Below are 19,294 nucleotides of genomic sequence, written 5' to 3' on the forward strand. Positions count from 1 at the left end.
AAGGGCGCAGATCACGTCACCTGGCGGCGGATCAGCCCGGCAAACACGCCGCCGGCGGCCGCCAGCGTCTCGTAGTCGCCGTGTTCGACGACGCGACCTTCCGACAGCACATAGATTCGGTCCGCGTACCGCACCGTGCTCAGCCGGTGCGCCACCACCACCCGCGTGACATTCATCCGCGCCAGCGTTTCCATGACATGGGCCTGCGCGGCGTTGTCGAGCGCGCTCGTCGCCTCATCCAGCAGCATGATCCGCGGCCGTCTCGCGATCGCGCGGGCGAGTAGGAGCCGCTGGCGCTGTCCGCCGGACAGCGTCGCGCCGGCATCGTCGACATAAGTGTGCAGCCCCATCGGCATCGCCGCGATGTCGGGGCCGAGGCCGGCGCGTTTCGCCGCTTCCCAGGCCTCCTCGAGGCTCAACGGAGCGGCACCTGCGATGTTGTGGTAGAGGCTGCCGGCCTCGATGCGGCTGTGTTGCAGCACCACGCCGAGCTGGCGCCGGACGGCACCTCGGTCGAGGTCGCGCAGATCGTGGCCGTCGAGCAGCACCGACCCGCTGTCCGGCTCGTCGAAGCCGAGCAGCAGCCGCAGCAGCGAGGATTTTCCGGAACCGGATGGGCCGACCAGCGCGACGAAGGCGCCGGCCGGAATGCTCAACGAGACATCGCTGAGCGCGGTCTGGCCGCCGGGATAGCTGAAGCTCACGCGGGACGCCTCGATCTCGCCTTGCAGCGTTCCGGGATCGAGACTGCCCGCGCTGTCCTCGGTCGGCTCCGCCAGGATCGGCCGCGCGCGCTCCCACAGCGGCAGCACCGTGGCCAGCGCGGGGATGAGGCCGGCAAGCGAGAGGATGGCGGAGACGAACTGGCCGGACACGCCGGAATAGGTGACGTAGTCCCCAAGTGACATCTTGACGCCGCCGAAGCCGACGAGCCCGATCAGCGCCGCCATGACGAGGATGTTCCAGCCCGCGCCGAAGGCGGTGACCGCGCTGCCGACGACGTTGGCACGGAAGTTCACCGCCTGGTCCACCGCGAAGAGATGTGTCCAACGCGCCAGGAAGCGGTTCTCGGCGGCGGCGACACGCAGTTTCGCGATACCCTGGAAGATCTGCACGGTGAGCGTCTGCATCGCCCCGCCATTGGCGAGCGCGCGCCGCTGCAGCCGCAGCTCGAACAGCGCCATGCCGAGCAGGATCACCAGCTGGACCGCGCAGATGGCGAGGGCGAGCAGGGCGGGCTTCAGCCCGTAGCTCAGGAGCACGACGAGATTGACGGAGGAGAACAGCACGCCGATCAGCGCCGTGATGCTGGCGACGCCCACGGTCCGGCGGATCTGGTTCACCGCATCCGCGCGCAGGGCAAGATCGCCGGCCCCATAGCGGCGGAAGAAGCCGGGCGGCAGCCGCAGCAGGCGGCTCCACAGCGCACCTTCGACGGCGGAGCCGAGCACGGATTCGACGCGCAGCACTGCAAGGCCGCGCACCAGCTCGAAACCCATCACCCCGAAGGCGACCGCGACCATCGTCAGGATGAGCTGCAGAATCTCGCTGCGCACCCCGTCCGGAATGACCGATTGCACAAGCATGCCGGAAAGGAACGGCGTCGCCATCGCGAGCAGCCCGGCGGCGAGGCTCGCCAGCGCGATCAGCGCCATCTCCCCGCGCACGATCGCGAAGACGAAGGCGGCGAGCGCCCGGCCGGGACGCTCCTCGCTGCCGGTAAAGCCGCGATAGAGCACATGGGCATGCGCAGCCAGCGAACCCGCGACGCTTTCATCGAGCCGGATGTGCTCGCCGCTGCCCGGGCGGACCATCCGCCAGCCGCTGCGCGCCGGAAGAAGCGCGACGGGCGTGCCGTCGCGCAGTTGCCCGATCATCGCCTCGCCCGCTTTGCGCCACCAGCCTTCCTGCAGCCGCAGCTCGCGCGACCTCAGCCCGGCCTTCGCGCTGTAGAGCGCCAGTGCGTCGCCATCCGCGCCAGCGGCACGGATGCGGCCGAAATCCGCCGGAAGCCTGACGCCCATCGCCTTGGCGACGGTTCTGATCGCGGCCGCGAGCGGCGGTTCCAGCCCCGGGCGGTCTTGTCGCGCGCCCCGTGCTCCGTGCCCGGCGAGCCTCGACATCGCCGCCGAGATTGCGGCAGCGTCCGCGTCCGCGGCGGCCGCAACATGCCGGCCAAGCGCCTCCATCCTGGCGCCGCACCAGGCCTGCAGCAGCCGGCCGAGAACGGCGTTGAAGCCAGCGAGCGCGGCAGCGAGCGAGCCCCCGCGTGCCATCGTGAAGCTGTCCGCCACCAGAATCTCGCTCGCGTTCTCGGCGTGAAGCGGTGCGCTGCGCAACACCGGCACCGGAAGATCATCCGGACCGGAGCTCCGCCCCCACATGTTCAAGCAGGCGCCCGCCTGCACATGGCACCAGAGCACGGCCTGCTGACCTTGGGGCAAGGCAGCTTCGCCCGCCGCCAGGCTCTTCAGGCCCGGCTCCAACCGCTGCGATGGCGGCAATTCGCCCGGAACGCCGGCATGCGCGACCTGCCCGGGAACGTCGGCGAAATGCCGTGCGCGTTCGGCGATCGCGGCGACCCAGGCCTCGGCGCAGCGCGCGAAGTCATCGGGCCGGCCCATCAGGGCCTGCAGGGAAATCGTCTCCACGGAGGTGCCGTCCTGCGGGATCAGGACGAGGCGCGTCCCCTTCCCCGCGATGCCGAAGGCCGCGGCGCCCGCGCCGAGCGTCGCGACATGGCGCAGGCTGCCGGCCTGGTCCTTCTGCTCGACGAAGAGCTCGGCTCCTGTACCGGCGAGCCGGTAGGCGAAGCCTTCCTCGCAGCCGATGCGCGCGGCCGGCCGGCTTGCGGAGGCGAAGGTTGCGCTTCGGGTCAGCTCACTCTGCACGGACCAGCTCCGCGTAACGGCCGCCGGCCAAGATCAGCGTCTGATGCGTGCCGCGCTCCACGACGACCCCGCGGTCGAGCACGATGATCTCGTCGCAGTCCCGCACCGTGCTCAGCCGGTGCGAGACCACGAGGGCGCTGACGCCGCGCCGGCGCAGATTGGCGAAGACCTCTGCCTCGGTCACGGGATCGAGCGCCGAGGTTGCCTCGTCGAGGATCAGGATGGCCGGATCGGTCGCGAGCGCGCGGGCGAGTTCCAGACGCTGGCGCTGGCCGCCGGAGAAGTTCAGCCCGCCCTCGGCGACGGTCGCGCCATACTGGCCGCGCCGGCGCACGATCTCCTCGTGAACGCCGGCATCGCGTGCGGCAGTGATGATGCGGGCATCGTCGAGCGAGCCGTCCCAGAGCGCGATGTTGTCGCGGACCGTACCCTCGAACAGCACGACATCCTGCTCGACATAGCTCAGCGAGCCGGCCAGCACGCGGCGCGGAACATCGCCGGCAGGCGTTCCATCGAAGAGGATGGTTCCCGCCGCCGGATGCAGCAGCCCGGCGACCAGCCGCGCCAGGGTCGACTTGCCGCTGCCTGAGCCGCCGACCACGGCGACCCATTGGCCGGGGGCGATGGTGAGGTCGAGCTTGTCGAGCAGCCCCGCCTGGCCGGGATAAGCGAAGCCGAGCCCGCGGATGTCGATGCCGCCGGAGAGCCGGCCGTGCTGCACCGGCCAGCCGGCCGCGATCTCCGCATCCCGCTGCAGGCGGGCTGCAGGCGCGTGGCGCATCGTGTCCTGCACGCGCTCCAGGTCCCCGCGCAGCTCCTGCAGCCCGGCCACCGCGCCGACCAGCGACTGGACCGGGGTGTGGAAGGCCTGGAGCACCGCCAGAAACGCGATCAGCGTGCCGACGGTCATCTCGCCGTCCATCACCTTCAGCGCGCCCCAGCCGAGCAGCGCCGCATAGGACAGGCCCTTGATCGCCGAAGGCGCGAGAGTGAGGAAGAGCGTGGAACGCTCCAGCTCCTGCATCATGTTGAGCAATTGGGCCTGCGCGCCCATCAACCGCGCGAAGAAGGCGTCCTCGGCACCGGAGGCCTTGATCGTCTCGATCGACTGGATGCCGCCGAGCGCGACGCTGGCCATTCGCGAGCGCTGCACCACCACCCGCCGGACGCCCTCGACGCGGATGCGGGTGATGAAGGCAATCGCAGCGACATCCGCCGCCGCGAAAGCGAAGCAAGCCAGCGCCATCGGCACGTCGTAGACCATCATGATCGCGGCGCTGATCAGCGCGCCCATGATGCTGAACAGCGCCGAGGAGATCGAAACCACCGCGCTGTGCGACAGGCGTCGCGCAGCCTCCATCCGAGAGGCGATGTCACCGACATGGCGCTGCGCAAAGAAGCCGATCGGCAGCCGCAGCATATGCGCCATCAGGCCGATGGCCGATTCCGTGCCCCGCCGCCGCTGCAGCCGCGCCAGCACCAGCCCGTGCAGCCAGGACAGCAGAATCGAGAGTAGCGCCGAGCCGAGCAGCGCCGTCAGCAGTGGGCGCAGCCAGCTGGTCGCGTGCTGGACCATTATGTTGTCGGCGAAGATCTTGCCGGCCGCGGGCACGAAGATCGGCGGCAGCACGTTGCAGAGCGCGATGATGCCGAGGAAGCTCAGCGCCGCTCGGGTCTCGCCGCCCTTTGGCAGCAGCGCACGCAGCAGGCTCGGCCGCTCGCCCGCGGGCCGGAACGCCGGGGTGGGCGCGAAGGTCAGCAGGATCCCGGTGAAGGCGCCGTCGAATTCCGACACATCGACGCTGCGCCGGCCATAGGCCGGGTCGTTGATCTGGACGCGTCCGCGCGAGACGCCCTCGATCACGACGAAATGGTTCATCTGCCAGAAGGCGATGGCCGGAAAACGGTGCTGCGCCAGCGCCACGGGTTCCACGCGCCAGCCCTTGGCCTCCATGCCGAAACCGCGCGCCGCCCGCAGAAGCGAGGCGGCCGTGGCGCCGTCGCGGGTGACCTGGCAGGCCTCGCGCAGCCGCTCCAGCGGCAGCCAGAGCCCGTGATAGGCCAGCACCATGCCGAGCGCCGCCGCGCCGCACTCGACCGCTTCCATCTGCAGGATGGTGGGCACGCGGCGGGGCCGGCCCGCGCTCGGCAGGGTCGGCGCGGCGGCGGCCGTTGTGGCGCTCTCAGCCATGGTCGATCGCGCTCATAACCCGGTCCAGCGGCGGAGCGCCGGAATGACCAGGGTGATCGGCGGTGCGCGCCGCACCGTAACGTTCGCGTTGAACAGCAGCCCGCTGCTGAGCGGGATCTCCTGTCCGCGCCGGGACGTCCAGGCATAGCCTCCGGTCTCTCCCGGGATGGTCTCGAGCGTCGCTCGCACTTCGAAGGGGGCGCCGTTGCGTGCCATCTGCCGTGCGAGATCCGGATTGCCGAGCCTCTCGGCGATCTCGGCCTGCCCCTCCGGCTGCGGCGACACCGAGACGACCTTGCCGACGACCATGCCGTATTCCTCGCGCGGCGCGATCGACGGCGAGATCCTCACTTCCATGCCGGGCGTCAGACGCTTGCCCATGTCGCCGGGCACGAAGAACAGGGCCTCCAGCCGCTCGCCACCGGTCTCCAGCGTCATGATGCGCTGCCCGGCCGCGACCAGGGCATTCATCGTCACGGGCACCAGCGCGACCATGCCGTCGCGCGGCGCCCGGATCTCGTCGGCGAGCTTGCGGCTCAACCTGGCCTGTTCGAGCTGTCCCCTGAGGTCGAGGATCTGGCGCTGGCTCGCCTCCAGCTCCTGGTCGCGCGTTCCGCCCAGCGCGAGGATCGCGCCGTTCAGCGCAGCCAGCTCCGATTGGGTGCGCGACAGGCTCGAGCGTGCCCCAAAGAGCCGCTCGCGCGCTTCCTGCACGCGATCTGTCGTGCCGGCGCCGCGCGAGAACAGCATCTCGCGATTGGCCAGCGTCGCCTCGGCCTCGGCGATCCGCTGGCGGGTCAGGTCGGCGGCCTCGTCCAGCTCCTCGCGCCGGCGCTGCTGCGCGGCCGTCTCGGCCGCGATGCGAACCTCGTAGCGCTGGGTGATGGCGGTGCGATGGTCCTCGGCCTGGTCGATGCGCCGCTCCAGATCGGCGATGCGGGCATCCTCCTCCGGCGTCGTCAGCGAGGCCACGATCTGGTCGGCCGTGACCTTCTGGCCTGCCGGCACAAGGCCGTCGATCCAGCCCGCTTTCGGGGCATTGAGCCCGATGAAGACGCCGCCGCCACGCACGAAGATGCCCGGGCCTTCCACGGTCTCACGATAATGCGCGAGGCAGGCCCAAACGACGACGGCGACGCAGAGCGCGAGGCACAGCAGGCCGGCAATCCACTCGACGCGGCCGACCACACGCAGCGGCGCGTGGAAATCCTCCGGCCTGTCGAGCTGCTGCAGGGACTGTTGCCGGAACAAGCTTCCGGTGCCCCGCTGCGTCGCCGGGGCTGGCTGAACCTCTGACATCCGCAGCGATCCTGAACTCTCTTTTTCCGGGCCAGCTAAGCCGGCCAAATGTTGAACATTCGCAAATGCCGGCCGTATTTCTGCCGGCGAAAACCGCTGTCAGGTTGATGTAAGCGGCCCTCGCTAGGGTCTCTCATCGAAACGGCGGGCACCGAGCCCCTGGAAGCGGAGAGATCAGATGAATACCCGGCAGAACGGCATCGCCCTGAACGACGACGCCCTCGAGGCGATCGCCGGTGGCGGCCTGAAGAACGCCCTCACCTTCGGCATGGCCGGCTCGCAGACGGGCGTCCTGGGCGGCGGCGTGGTTGGCGGCCCGGTCGGAGCGCTGATCGGTGGCGTGATCGGTGGCGTCGGTGGCCTCATCGGCGGCGCTCTGAGCAAGGACGATCCGAAGGGCGACATCCACGTCATGTACTGAGCGGCAAAGCCGCGCGTACCCGGCCCGCATCCCGCGCGGCCTCACGGAACTGCCGCCCGACGGCGTGCAAGCGAATCCGGGGCCGCCTGCGCTCCCGCGCCGCCGGAAAGGCAGATCGCAGCAGCGCCCGCCGCGACGCTGGCGAAGAACAGACGTCGCGAGGCTCTTCTCAGTATCGTCGCAGCTCGCCCTCCACTCGGCGGTGGGCAGGGCCACGATGCCGGGCCCCACCTGCCTCGCAGTTTCTCGGGTGCTCCACATCCGGGGACTAGAAACGCCAGGCCAGGCGGGCCGAACCGGTGTGGGACAGGAAGTCCCGGCCAGTCTGCGCCTGGTACTCACCCGTAAACTCCAGCCCCGTCCCGGAGCTGATCTGCAGGCCCAGGCCAAGGTCCACGAGCTTGTCCGGGATGCGCGACCGGCTCTCGAAGGTCCCGATCTCGATCGGCGCTCCAACCAGACTGGCGCGCGTCGTGAAGTGATCCGAAGAGAGGAGCGTGAAACCGACGCTGGCATAGGGCCGCGCCCAGTAGCCGGAGGCGATCTCGAAGCGGCTGCCGATCTCGATGTTCGGGTTGAACGCGAAGACGGTTTTCCGCTGGCTGAGGACACTCAGATCGAGTCCTGCCGCGCCATATTCCTGGAAGGAGGGCGTCCGCAGATGGAGCGCGTCCACGTCGAGATACGGACGGACATACCAGTTCGCGAACGGCAGCTCGTAGGCAGCGCGGAACCGCGCTCCGAGCGCCTCGACATGCGACTGGCTCATCGCCACCGCCGTGGAGGAGCTGATCGTCATCGCGCGCAGGTTCTGCTGCTCCGTCTTTCCGGCGGTCGCGGAGACCGCGAACAGCCAGTTCCCGAGTTGACGCTTGACCGCGATGGACGCGTCGTAGCTGTCGGTCTTGCTTCCCGTGATGCCGTCCGCATCATCCAGCTCGCCGCGGGTGAAGGACGCGGTGGCACCGACGAACCAGCCAGGCGCGAATTCCTTCTGCGCGCCCATCCGGTAGCTGGTCTGCCGCTGACGGTAGCCGCCTTCATCCTGAGAAGGCGACATCCGCGAATAGCCGCCGCTGATCCGCCCCCAGACGCACTCGCCTTCGCGCATGAGCATCGTCGCGCTCTCGAAGGCGGGGCAGCTCATGGCCGCCCGCATCGCCAGCCGAGCATCCTTGATCTTGGTGTTGGTCACATATTGCGTCGGCTCGAGCGAGAGCTCATCGAGCGCCGCGCCATACTGCGCTGGCGATGCGATGCCCAGGAAGCGCGGGAAGACGGTGGCCTGCGCGCTCGATGCGGCATTCCAGGCGGCTTGCAAATGCCGGGCGGCCTCCCCCTGGTCGCGGGTGAGTGTCACGCCCTCCGGATTGTCGAACCTCGCCCTCGGCGAAAGCGTGATGCTGCTTGCGTCGCGTGCGACGGACCAGAACATGGGTATGCCGTTTCCCTGCGGCCCGGCGATGGCGGGCAGGCCGGAAATGCCCCCCGTCGCGGAGATGATCCGATAGTCGCCCGGCAGGAGCCACGAGACGTTCGGTTCGATCGTCCCTGCAAGGCCGGCCTTGCCCTCGATCTGGACGCGCCCGTTCTTCAGCCCGTTGTTGGTGGCGGGGTTCATGAAGTTCACGATCATCCGGCCGCTGGCGGCCTGGTCGAAATCGCCGACCACGCGGGCAGCGCCACCAATGCCGAAGATGCCTTCGTTCACGAAGCTTCCGCCCTGGCCGACGTTCACATAGCCCGAGCTCGCGATGGTGTAGCGGCCGCCGAGCTTGTTGATGAACTTGTCGCTGGCGAGCTTGTCCGCAGGTGCGAGATCGACGGAACCGATGATTTCGCCCTCGTTCTCCACCCGGTCGGCGTTGACCGAGCCGATGATCGCCTTGTCGGAGATCGCGCTGAGGTGAGAGCCGCTCTTCAGGACAATCTTGTTCTCGCTGCCGCCGCCGTCGATCCGAATGCCTGCGCCCTGGCCCGAGCCTCCGATGATCGTTCCTTCGTGGACGATGCTGATCACACCGCCGCGACGGCTGCGGTCGAGCGTTCCGTCGGTCTTCTGAACGCCGCTTTGCAGGAAGATACCGTAGGCATCCTCGCCGAAAGCCAGAATCTGGCCGCGCGTGTCGAGGTTTATGGTCTCACCCGCGCCGACGGCCCGCGACCGCGTCTTGCCGTCATCCTTGACGAGGCCGGCCTTGCCGTTGACGTCGTAGGTCCAGCCACCGCCGCCGCCCAAGCTCTGGGCGAAGATGGCATGCGCGGCCTTGCCGCTCGTCGCCAGCGTGAACGAGCTCTCCGAATCGGCCATCCTGATGGAGATCTTGCCGCCGTTTCCGCTCGCCGCTGAATCCCTGACGAACTCGGCTTTGAGGCCGGGCGGCGCCTCATAGCCAACCCCGCTGTAACCGCCGCCGCCGCCGATCGACTGCAGGAAGACGGCGTGCGCCCCGGCCCCCTCCGTTCTGACGGATGCATTCGCGCCAAGCGTGAGCTCGATCTTGCCGCCCGCGCCACCGGCCCCGCCTTCGCCACCCATTTTCGTGGTCTGCTCGAGGAAGCCGCTGTTCGAAGCATCCGCGCTGAAGCCGCCTCCCCCACCGATGCTCTGCGCGAAGATGCCGAAAGCACCCATCCCATGCGTGGTGATCTTGCCAAAATGCGACAGTTCGACAGTGCCGCCGCCACCGCCCGCACCGCCCTTGCCGCCATACGCCAAAGTCGAGGTCGGCATGGGCAGAACGGTGGTCGAAACATCCTCCTCGCCGCCGCCGGCGAACGTACCGTCGCCCTTGATGATCCCGGCTTTTCTCAGCAGCTCATAAGTCAGGTCGAGCACTTCCTTCTCATCCGCGTCGGCGGCCAGGACCGATGAGGAGGTCGGGTCGGGACGGCTGAAGATGAAGGCGCCACCGCCGCCGCCGACGCTCTGAGCCACGACGCCGTGCGCCTCGCGGCCGCTTGTCTCGATATTGCCGGAATTGACGACCTTCACGCCGCCGCCGGGCGAGCTCTGCCCGGCGTCGCCGCCCATCCTCACATTGCTGGATATGGAGATCGAGTTTCCGCTCGCAGCGAGGGCCCCGGCGCCGCCGCCGCCGCCAACACTTTGAGCGAAAACGGCGATCGAACCGGCGCCAGCCGTCGCGATATCGCCGACGTTCGTGACCGAGACCTCGCCTCCCCGGCCGCCCTTTCCACCATCCGCACCGAACGCAAAAGTGGCATTGATATTGTTGTTGCCAGTAGCCACGCCGCTGCCGCCGCGGCCGCCGCCGCCGCCGATCGACTGCGCGAAGATGCCCCAGCTGTTGTCGGCCCGGGTCAGAATCTGGCCGAAATTCTCGACCTTGACGGTGCCGCCGTCGCCCGCCGTGCCGCCGGAGCCCCCGAAGGCGAGCGTCAGATCCACGTTCGGCAGCTCGACCTTCGACTTGGAACTGGCCTCCTTGTAGGCCGTCTTCAGTTCGGCCTTGAGTTTCTGGAGAGCGATGCCCGCAGCGATGAATCCGCCGGCTTTGACCGCGCGTTCGAGACGGCCCTCTTCCTTCTCAAAGATGGCGTTGATGACCTTGAGCACGTTCTTCGCATAGCCGATCCGCGTCTGCACCGGGCCCTTCTTGTCGAAGAACTTGTAGTCCTCGATTGCCTTTTTTTCACTGGGATCGCCAATCGCGTCGACGATCAGCCCGTCGATCTTGAGGAGATCGTCGACAATCTGCAGCACGAATTGCCCCGGCTTGTCGCCGAGTTCCGGAGCCTTCTTCGTCGTGCCGCTGAAGCTTCCGCCGTTGCCGCCACCGCCACCGACGCTTTGCGCGAAGATGCCGACCGTGCCGGCCCCGCCCAATTCGATGCGCGCGCCGTCCGCGTTGACCACGGCGACGTCGCCGCCCTTGCCGCCGGCTCCGCCACTGCCACCGATGGTCAGTTTACCGCTTAGCGTCCCCTTGCCGCTGGCCATGTAGCCGGCGCCGTTGCCGCCGCCGCCGCCGACGCTTTGGGCGAAAATCCCGAACGAGTTCTTGCCCGAAGCGGAAATGACACCGTGGTTCTCGACCGTCACGGCCCCGCCGACGCCGCCATCGCCGCCTGAGCCTCCCACTGCGATTCGAGCCGTGATCGAATCCGCGAGCGGAAGCGCCTCACTCGCGACGCTCTTGGCGATCTCGTTCCAGGACAGGCCCGGCGCGGCCATCGCCGAGCCACTGCCGCCATTGCCGCCACCGCCTCCGACGCTCTGCGCGATGATTCCGGTGGCAAAATCGCCGAGGGTGCGAACCGCGCCGTAATTGCGGACGGTGACCGCACTGCCGTTGCCGCCGCCGCCGCCGGAGCCGCCGACGGATACGGCGAGCCCGATGTTGAGGTAACCGCTGAGCATGTCGGCGGCCGTGGTCGCCGTACCGCCGGAACCGCCGCCCCCGCCGACGCTCATGGCCTCGATGCCGGTCGCGTCATTGCCGAAGGTCGAAATCGCGGTGCGGTTGTTGACGACGACCTCGTCGCCCCTGCCGCCCTTGCCACCCTTGCCGCCGACCGCGAAGCTCAGCGATACCGCAGGCAGGTCGGGTGGCGCGACCGCCAGGGCATAGCTGGAGGCATTGCCGGCATTGCCGCCGCCGCCGCCGACGCTCTTCGCCTGGATACCCAGGGCGGCGCGCCCGGTCGTAGAGATGATCGATTCATTGTCGACGACGACCCTGCCACCGTCGCCGCCATCGCCGCCTGCGCCCCCCACGGCGATCGACAGGCTCGCGACCACGCCGGCCGACGCAGCCTTCGCCGCACCTCCGACACCGCCGCCGCCGCCGACGCTCATTGCGATCACGCCGGTGGCGCCCGCACCGGTCGTGCTGATGGAGGGAGCCCTGGTGGGGTTGAAATCAAAGTCGGTGAAAGCGCCGGGAGAGCCCGAGACGACGACCTCGGCGCCGTTCCCGCCGCCGCCGCCATGCCCTCCCACGGCGATGCTGACACCAAAGCCCAGCGACTGTGACGACGAACCAGCGCCGCCACCGCCGCCGATGCTCTGCGCGAGCATGCCGTAGGCTTCCTTCCCGCTCGTCGAAATCGCCCCGAGATTGACAGCCCTGACGTTGCCGCCGTCGCCACCCGTGCCGCCATCGCCGCCCGAGCCGAAGAATGTGGAGCCACCCTGGCCGCCACCTGCGCCGCTCACGCCGGGCTTGATCTGCCCAAGCTGGAACGCCCCCGTCGCGTTGCCGCCTCCGACGCTCTGGACGACCATCGCGGTGGCCCCGAGCCCGTGGGTGTCCATGGTCCCATAGTTCGTGGCGTGAGCCTCGCCGCCGGCACCGGCCTTGCCGCCGTCACCGCCTCCGAACACGCCGCCGCCACCCTTGCCGCCGGTCCCTCCGAGCGACTGGGCCACAAGTCCAAACGAGTACTGGCCCCAGGTCGTTATCGTGCCGAGCTGCGAGACGCCAACACGGCCACCCTTGCCGCCCATGCCTCCCGGCTGGCCGCCGCTGTGATCCTGGTCGCCGCCATGCCCGCCGATGCTCTGCGCGAGGATGCCGGCCGAACTGGCACCGTTGACCGTGACCGTGCCCCGGTTCAGGACCTCGACCGTGCCGCCCCCGCCGCCATTGCTCGTATACGGACTGGAATAGAAGGCATTTCCGCGCTGCGAGCCCGCGCCGCCGAGCGACTCAGCGATAATGCCGGTTGAGCTCACGCCGTTGGTGACAATCGAGCCGGCGCGACCGATCTCGACGAAAACGGATCCGCCGGCGCCACCGGTCAGATCCGCGATACGGCCCTTCGTCGTTCCGCCACTCCCGGCATTGCCGCCGAGCGAACGGGCCCACACTCCAGCATAGTGCGAACCTCGCGTTTCGAGCGCGTTACGCAGGTCGAGGCTAACGGGTCCGCCGGCCCCGCCGCGTCCCATCGCCTCATTGGAAAGGCCGCCGTTCCCGCCCTGCGAATAGAGGATCAGAAGACCCGTGCCGCCCGCCCCCGCCCAGCGAGCATCCCGATGGAACCAGGGGTTGCCCCCCGACGTCGGCAGCGGCGGCCCGTTCTGATCGCCCGAACCGGCCAGCGATCCGGTCTGAATCACCGATACCGTGCCGCCTCGACCGCCATCAGCGCCATGAACATCGACAAAGGCCTGGGAAGGCCCCCCACCACCCAGCCCGCCGGTCGACCCAATGATGACCGCGCTTCCCTGGGCCGGGGCTGCGGTCGAGGAGAACGCGTTCTCGAGAAAAATGCCGGGCCCGTCCTCGCCCTTTGTCGCCTCTCGGTCGACGCTCAGCCAGCCGGCCTTGCCATCGATGCCGTCCGCCCCCCTGAGCATGCGCCTGTCGATCGAGACTTTTTCATGGGCCTGCTGAGCTGCCGCAGGCCCTGCCAACATCATCGGCAGAACGAACGGAGCCCAGCTGACACCGTAAAGGAAAGGTCGATCGAACCTCGCGCGAGCGGAAGCCGAACCTGCGCGTGTCTGATGACGGAGCTCGGACTTCACGACCATTCCCTTTGGAACGCAGCGGCGCTCGAAGTCAGGACGGATCGTCTCGACAGCCTCACCGATGGCGGACACACTCTTCGCTTGCGCCCCGCCCAGGGAATCCTGGGCCGGCTTCCTCGCGGCCCAGTTGCCGCGGCGAATCGCGCACGCCAGCAAAGGCTTACGGGTCGCACTGTTTCCGGGATAGAAACGAATAGGAACGCCCTGGAGCGATTTGGAACGGTTTGAAACGAAAACCGTCGCCAAATCATCACGCGCGCAGAAATACGATCGGTTTGCGCTCGTCCGCCTATGGTCGCCGCGAAACAATCACTTTTGTTAGACCGCCGTATGGGCTCGGCCTCGCCAATACTTACCTAAGGTAATCTATTGAGCGAGCGGAACGATCAGCCGCACCGTTGTTCCACTCCCCTCGGTACTTTCGATCGCCACGCGACCATTATGCGCCGCGACTATGCGTTGAACCAGGGAGAGGCCGAGCCCGGAACCGTCGATGCTGCTGGCATTCGAGCCGCGGACTGCTCGTTCCATGATGCGATCGATGTCGTTGACGGGGATTCCAATTCCACCGTCGGTGACAGCAATCTCGCCTTCATCGCCCGCTGCGCGGCAGCCCAGGATCACGCGCGGCCGATCTCCCGAGTTCGAGAATTTGACGGCGTTTTCCAGCAGGTTGATGATCGCGATCCCAAGCATCGGCATGTCCGCCATCAGATATGCTCTTTCCGCTTGCGGATCGATTTCAGTGATGATGTCGGCGGGAAAAAGATCCTGTGCCCGGAAGGCGGCGGATGAAACGACGTCGCACAAGAGAGTACACGCAAACTGAGGTGCGAAGCTGGGGCCCTGAAGGCGGCTGCGGCTCAGATTGAGCTCCAAGGTTTCGACCAGCCTGATAATACCGCGCCGAACGCGATCGAGCCTTTGGCGGTTGTCGATGTCGTCCTGCGGCAGGCTAAGACCGATGCTATCGACGTTGGACCGAATTGCCGCCAGCGGCGTGCGGTATTGATGTGAGATCACCTCCAGAAACTGCACTTGCTGGGCTTGCGATTCCAATTCGGTCTTGAGTGCATCCTCGGCGACTCGCTTTGCATCAGCGAGTTCGACCGTCCGCTCCCTCACCATGGCATTGGCGCGCTGTTCTGCAGCCTGCGCGGCGACGAGGGCTTCTTTGCTCATCGAGCGATTCATCGCCTCTGCGGCACGCAGGCGGACTGCCAGCGAGGCTGTCAGCAGAAGCGTTTGGATGAGGCAACTGACCGTGTAGCTGTGGGCTAGCCAGTTGGGCAGCAACCAATAGCCCGCGCGCTGCGTGACCGTCGCTACCAATCCGATCCAAACGATCAAGTAGGCGACGGCGCGCAGCACGGTCCCGGCATCGTCTCGGCGCATCTCCCTAAGGCCGAAGAGCATCGCCAGCGTGGCCAGGGCGAGAATAAAAAGACTGCCGTATGGAGCGAAACTCAGATTGGCATCGAAAGCGACGAAGATGATGCCGACGAAGCCGACGATAGAACCGCCAAGGAAGATGCGATGCAGCCAGGGGCTTCGCGCTCGCATTTCCAGGATGCTGCTTGCGGCCAATGGCGCAACCACGAGGCCGAGCCAAGCCGCACCTCCGGTGAAAAGATCGTTGCCGTTGCCACCGTCCGGGAAGAATAAAAGCCGCGAAAACCCGAGATTACCGACGTAAACCAACATCGCGGCAAAGGTGGAAAAGGCCAGCAGGAGATACGATGCCTTGCGCTCAAAATGATAAAACACCAATTGTATCAAGATCATCACCCCCATCCCTCCGAACCAGAGGGCCGCAGCAAAGCTGATGAGCGTGACGCGATACGTATGGCGAGCCGCGGAATAGAGCGCTGCCGAGATGTTGAGCGAGGAATTGACGCTCGCAATGCGCACGTAAACGATACCCTCTCGGTCTGCGCGCAGATTGAGGGGCACGACATTATCCAGCCCGGACACTTCGTCCGACGGGAACGGTCGGTGGTCGCCCATAGCGTAGTGCGTGAAATCGTCGACCTCGGGCTCGCCAGCGGCGTCCGCCACATGGACATCGATGAGGTCCACGAAATTCGGAGTTAGCGAAAGGAGCGCCTGTCCGCTCAGGGCATTCGGAATCCGGATGCGCAGCCAGGCCGCGTCGCGAACGTAGCCGAGGTTGACCCCGCTCCCTCGCACCGGCTTGAAGCGTTCGCCGGCGGCCAAAATATCCTTGAGCGCCATGTCTCGAGAGGGGTCGATGAGTACGGAGATGCGCCCGTCAAGCGGCAGCTCGTCCACGAGCCCGTTGGTCGCGAGCTCCTGCTCATGCGGACCGTTTTCGTGAGTCGATCCCGGCCGGGCCGAATTGGCTAGCAGGGTGATTGAAGCAATCAGAAGAACGACAATCAGCCCCCACCAGCGGTTCGCAAATTTAGCCAAGTCGTTCCCTCGGACTTCATCCACCGGTTCCGGCGGTATAAACACATTGTCGATTCGAGCACCGCGTCGTGCTTACCCGAGTCGTGACAAAAGCTGCTATGCCGCGAGAGATCGATTTGCCGCCTGAGAAGCTGGATCCCCCGATCCACGTTCTCCTTGTCGAGGATGACAATGACCTGCGCGCCGGATTGGCGGACTACCTTCGACTGAGCGGATTGAAGGTCGCAGAAGCCTCTTCGGGAATTGCTTTCTACAAGGCACTTCGGGCGGATCGCTTCGATGTGGCGATTATCGATATCAATTTGCCCGATACGAGCGGCTTCGAGCTCGCCCGCGATGCGGCTGATGAAGCGAACATGGGTGTTGTCATTCTAACGGCGCGTGCGGGGCGCGATGACCGTGTCAGGGGGTACGGAGAAGGTGCCGACCTATATTTGACGAAGCCGGTTGACGGGGAAGAACTCGTACTCGCCGTCCTCAACCTCGCCAGACGAGCACGAGCGATGGGGTCTCCGCGATCGTCTCTGGATCATCCAGCCTCATCTTTGCGCTCGGATTCGGCGTGGAGACTGGATGCAATGCGACAAGCGCTCTTGCACCCGAATGGCGCGCGACTGGCTCTCTCAGGACGCGAGATGATTCTCGTTGAGACGCTGGCACGCGCCGAAGGGGCTACGGTGTCGCGAAAGGAGCTTGCTCAGGGCCTGGGCTACGCCGAGGCGAATAGCGAAAGCCGTAGTCTGGACGCAGTGGTGCGGCGGCTTCGTCAAAAAGCCCAAGATGCAGGAGTCGAGCTTCCCCTCAAGGCGGTACATGCTGTTGGATTCCGGTTCGCCGCGCAGCTGACATTGATCTGAGTTCGGGATACGGGCGTTTCATGCGGCCGGCCCCGACCTCCGCCGGCGGTTGCGATAGCGATGGTCTTTCGAGAGGCGCTCTGCTGTGAACATTCTATACGACGGGCCGCAGCACGCAGGCGTGACGGTTTTGTTGGCTCACGGGGCCGGAGCTCCGATGGATTCTCCATCGATGGCGGCAGCCGCTGCCGCCTTGGCCAACCAAGATTTGCGCGTGGCACGCTTCGAGTTCGAATACATGGCTAGCCGCCGGATTGCATCGACGCGGAAGCCGCCGCCGCGCGCCGAGAAATTGATCCCGGAGTACCTCGCGGCCGTCGACGCCTTAAAGGCGGATGGGAAGCTGGTCATCGGGGGCAAATCGATGGGCGGCCGTGTTGCGAGCATGATCGCCGACGACCTCTATTCCGCCGGCACCATCAAGGGTCTGCTTTGCCTCGGGTATCCGTTCCATCCCCCGGGCAAGTCAGAGCAGCTCCGGACCAACCATCTCGCGGAACTCGCCACGCCGACCCTGATCGTGCAGGGGACACGCGATGTGTTTGGCGGCCGTGACGAGGTTGAAGGTTACTCGCTCTCGTCGCAGATCAGCCTGCTCTGGCTGGAGGATGGCGATCACGACCTGAAGCCACGCAAGGGCTCTGGCTTCTCGCAACTTGATCACTTCGCCACCATGGCCACCGCGGTCTCACGCTGGGCAATGGACCTCTGAGGTCTCTGCCGACTGAGGCAGCTCGACGTCGGATCCCTCAGACTGTCGCGGGTCCGCCTGTGCCGCCGCAACATGCCCCGATTTGGCCTCCTGCAGGGGCCTCTCGGATCGGCGGGCATGGCGCATCGCCACAGGAACAGAAGACACAGCCATCGGCTGTTGATCATGCCGCTCGCCCGTGCAATCCCGCTCTGAAGCGGCTAACGGACGACATCCTTGAGGGCGACGATTGCCTCGTTGACCTCATTGCCAATCTCATTCTTGATGCCGGTAAATGTGCCGACGACAGCTCCGAGGGCAGCGCCTGCGTATGAGCCGGCAGTGCCAGCCACATTGTCGCCAACGTCACGGCCCTTCAGAAAGCTGCTCTCGACAGAGTGGCCGAGCCTCGCCAGACCATCCACCACGCTGTACCCGCCGTTCACGTCTTCCAACGTCTCGTCGTTCAGCGGGACGTTATCTGGCTCCGCGCTCATCAACCTGCTCCTGCTCAAAGGGCAAAGCCCGTCGGTTCGGTGAGCAAGGTGTAGGCTGGCTGGCTTACAGAACGCTTACGCGCATGACGCGTGTTTTGGGCGGGAACCGGCATCGATCCGTCCAGCTAGGACTGTCCGACGCCGGGCGGCGAGCCAAAGTCCGAAACTCTTCACAAACTGGAAGCGGACATTCAACGCATCGGCATGCCAGCGTGGTCCTGCCGTTGAGGCGCCCCGTCCAAAATCGGGACGCCCCGCGTGCCGACGTTCAGGACGCCCCCATGGCTATCGCGTCAGCCAGGGCCACGACCTCTGACCTACCAGCTCGGGTGGCGCTCCGATGGTCTCGCCCGATGGCGCCACGGGATCGCCCGTGCAGGCGCGGCCGCTCCTGACGACCCAGTGACCCGCCTCCTGCTTCAGCCATAATTCGGTCTGGAGATCGTCGCCCTCGATACAGCCGACGCGCTTGCCATTCCGGTAGCGAGGCATCAGCACCGCCCAGGCGAAACCGGCCGCGACCTTCAACGTGACCACCTCGAAGACGATGTGCGGTGCGTCCTTGCCGAACAGGACGCGAGCAGCGTCGAGGATCGCCTTGCGCTCGGGCGAGCCCTGGGGTGGGGTTCTGACATCGCGGGCTGCGATCCGGGGCAGCTTGGGATAATCCTCGGCGCGGAGAACCTCGTCTATCTGCGCCTGGGACAAATCCCGCTCCGTCGCGCAGAGCGTCGAACCGACCGAGGTTTGGTTCAGCCAGCGGCGCTCATCCTCGCTCCAGTAGAACACGAGCTGCACGCCCGACCCGGCAAGGTTCTCTCCTGCGCAATTCGCCGTGTTCCAGCCGGACATGTCGCCGGAGGCATCGAGAGGCTGGAAGCGGATGTAGGCCAGCCCGCCGACGGAACGGATCGGCGGGAAGAAGCGGCGCTGGAAATCGAGGATCCTGACGGGCCCGATGCCATCCTTCACCAGATTGGACTGCTGATAGCGCCAGATGTCGAGCAACTGCTCGGCGCTTGCCTCGCGATCCCTGGGAAATTCGAAGGCGTGGGCAGGGGCTGTGGCGAGCAGCCCGGCCACCAAACACCGTGCCGTCAAGGACATGCGCCGACCCGCTCGCCCCTGATCGACATGGCCAATGCCGGCGTCTCGGGACGGGTCACGGTGATCGTTCCCTCATAGGACGAGCCCCGATAGGTCGTCCGCGAGGTCGTGACGACCGCCCCGGCGCAAGTCGCTGTGAAATCGACCTGCATTCCCTCTGTGCGAACCTCCCCGATCGCGCAGCCCTGCCAGGCCGGGTCGACCTCCAGCACCTTGCGTATGGCGCTGGCGGAGCCGTTCATGGACTGCGCCTCCTGGGTTGTGACACAGCGCGGCCCCGTAACCCGCCCCTTCTTGCCGCCGATGAACGCGGTCGATTGCCATAGGCCGGGCTCGAAGCGCTCGCCGGCATAGGCACCTTGCACCAGAAGGAGAAGGGAGAAGGCCGCAAAGGCTCGTTTCACG

Annotated in this window: 11 protein-coding genes; 3 read left to right on the forward strand and 8 right to left on the reverse strand. The window is 66.7% G+C overall.

Annotated features, from left to right (window positions below; translation table 11 throughout):
- Positions 1-11: 11 nt before the first annotated feature.
- From AC1DNE_RS23055 to AC1DNE_RS23065, 3 genes are read right to left on the reverse strand one after another with little or no spacing between them, the layout of a single operon-like run.
- Positions 12-2,891, reverse strand: coding sequence for an NHLP bacteriocin export ABC transporter permease/ATPase subunit (locus AC1DNE_RS23055; protein WP_476765263.1), 2,880 nt, complete (start codon positions 2,889-2,891; stop codon positions 12-14).
- Positions 2,881-5,082 (reverse strand): NHLP family bacteriocin export ABC transporter peptidase/permease/ATPase subunit, encoded by a 2,202-nt coding sequence (locus AC1DNE_RS23060; RefSeq protein WP_441469083.1) that lies wholly within the window; start codon positions 5,080-5,082, stop codon positions 2,881-2,883. The genes AC1DNE_RS23055 and AC1DNE_RS23060 overlap by 11 nt, the downstream gene beginning before the upstream one ends.
- 12 nt (positions 5,083-5,094) lie before the next feature.
- Positions 5,095-6,381: an NHLP bacteriocin system secretion protein gene (locus AC1DNE_RS23065; protein WP_441469084.1), complete on the reverse strand. Its 1,287-nt coding sequence runs from the start codon at positions 6,379-6,381 to the stop codon at positions 5,095-5,097.
- 178 nt (positions 6,382-6,559) lie between these two features.
- On the opposite strand from AC1DNE_RS23065, the gene AC1DNE_RS23070 reads away from it, so the two are divergent.
- Positions 6,560-6,802, forward strand: a complete 243-nt coding sequence (locus tag AC1DNE_RS23070) for a hypothetical protein (protein WP_441469085.1) — start codon at positions 6,560-6,562, stop codon at positions 6,800-6,802.
- 268 nt (positions 6,803-7,070) lie between these two features.
- Here AC1DNE_RS23070 and AC1DNE_RS23075 read toward each other — a convergent pair whose 3' ends face one another.
- Both AC1DNE_RS23075 and AC1DNE_RS23080 read right to left on the reverse strand, forming a co-directional pair.
- Entirely contained in the window at positions 7,071-13,130 is a 6,060-nt protein-coding gene (locus tag AC1DNE_RS23075; protein WP_476841200.1) for an autotransporter outer membrane beta-barrel domain-containing protein, read from the reverse strand.
- A gap of 540 nt (positions 13,131-13,670) precedes the next feature.
- Positions 13,671-15,737 (reverse strand): sensor histidine kinase, encoded by a 2,067-nt coding sequence (locus AC1DNE_RS23080; protein WP_441469087.1) that lies wholly within the window; start codon positions 15,735-15,737, stop codon positions 13,671-13,673.
- 98 nt (positions 15,738-15,835) lie between these two features.
- Here AC1DNE_RS23080 and AC1DNE_RS23085 point away from each other — a divergent pair, with 98 nt between their 5' ends.
- On the forward strand, positions 15,836-16,594 hold the full coding sequence (locus AC1DNE_RS23085; RefSeq protein WP_476765265.1) for a response regulator transcription factor: 759 nt from the start codon (positions 15,836-15,838) through the stop codon (positions 16,592-16,594).
- Positions 16,595-16,679: 85 nt separating this feature from the next.
- A complete protein-coding gene (locus AC1DNE_RS23090; protein ID WP_441469089.1) occupies positions 16,680-17,306 on the forward strand; it encodes an alpha/beta hydrolase family protein in 627 nt (208 codons plus the stop codon).
- Between the two features lie 200 nt (positions 17,307-17,506).
- Here the strand turns inward: AC1DNE_RS23090 and AC1DNE_RS23095 are convergent, their stop codons facing one another.
- From AC1DNE_RS23095 to AC1DNE_RS23105, 3 genes are all read right to left on the reverse strand, one after another.
- Complete coding sequence (locus tag AC1DNE_RS23095; RefSeq protein WP_441469090.1) at positions 17,507-17,782, reverse strand: hypothetical protein; 276 nt, start codon at positions 17,780-17,782, stop codon at positions 17,507-17,509.
- Positions 17,783-18,067: 285 nt separating this feature from the next.
- Positions 18,068-18,883, reverse strand: coding sequence for a hypothetical protein (locus tag AC1DNE_RS23100; protein ID WP_476765266.1), 816 nt, complete (start codon positions 18,881-18,883; stop codon positions 18,068-18,070).
- Entirely contained in the window at positions 18,880-19,293 is a 414-nt protein-coding gene (locus tag AC1DNE_RS23105) for a DUF3617 domain-containing protein (protein ID WP_441469092.1), read from the reverse strand. The genes AC1DNE_RS23100 and AC1DNE_RS23105 overlap by 4 nt, the downstream gene beginning before the upstream one ends.
- Between the last annotated feature and the right edge of the window lies 1 nt (position 19,294).

Source organism: Allobosea sp. 05L423 (assembly GCF_056397745.1).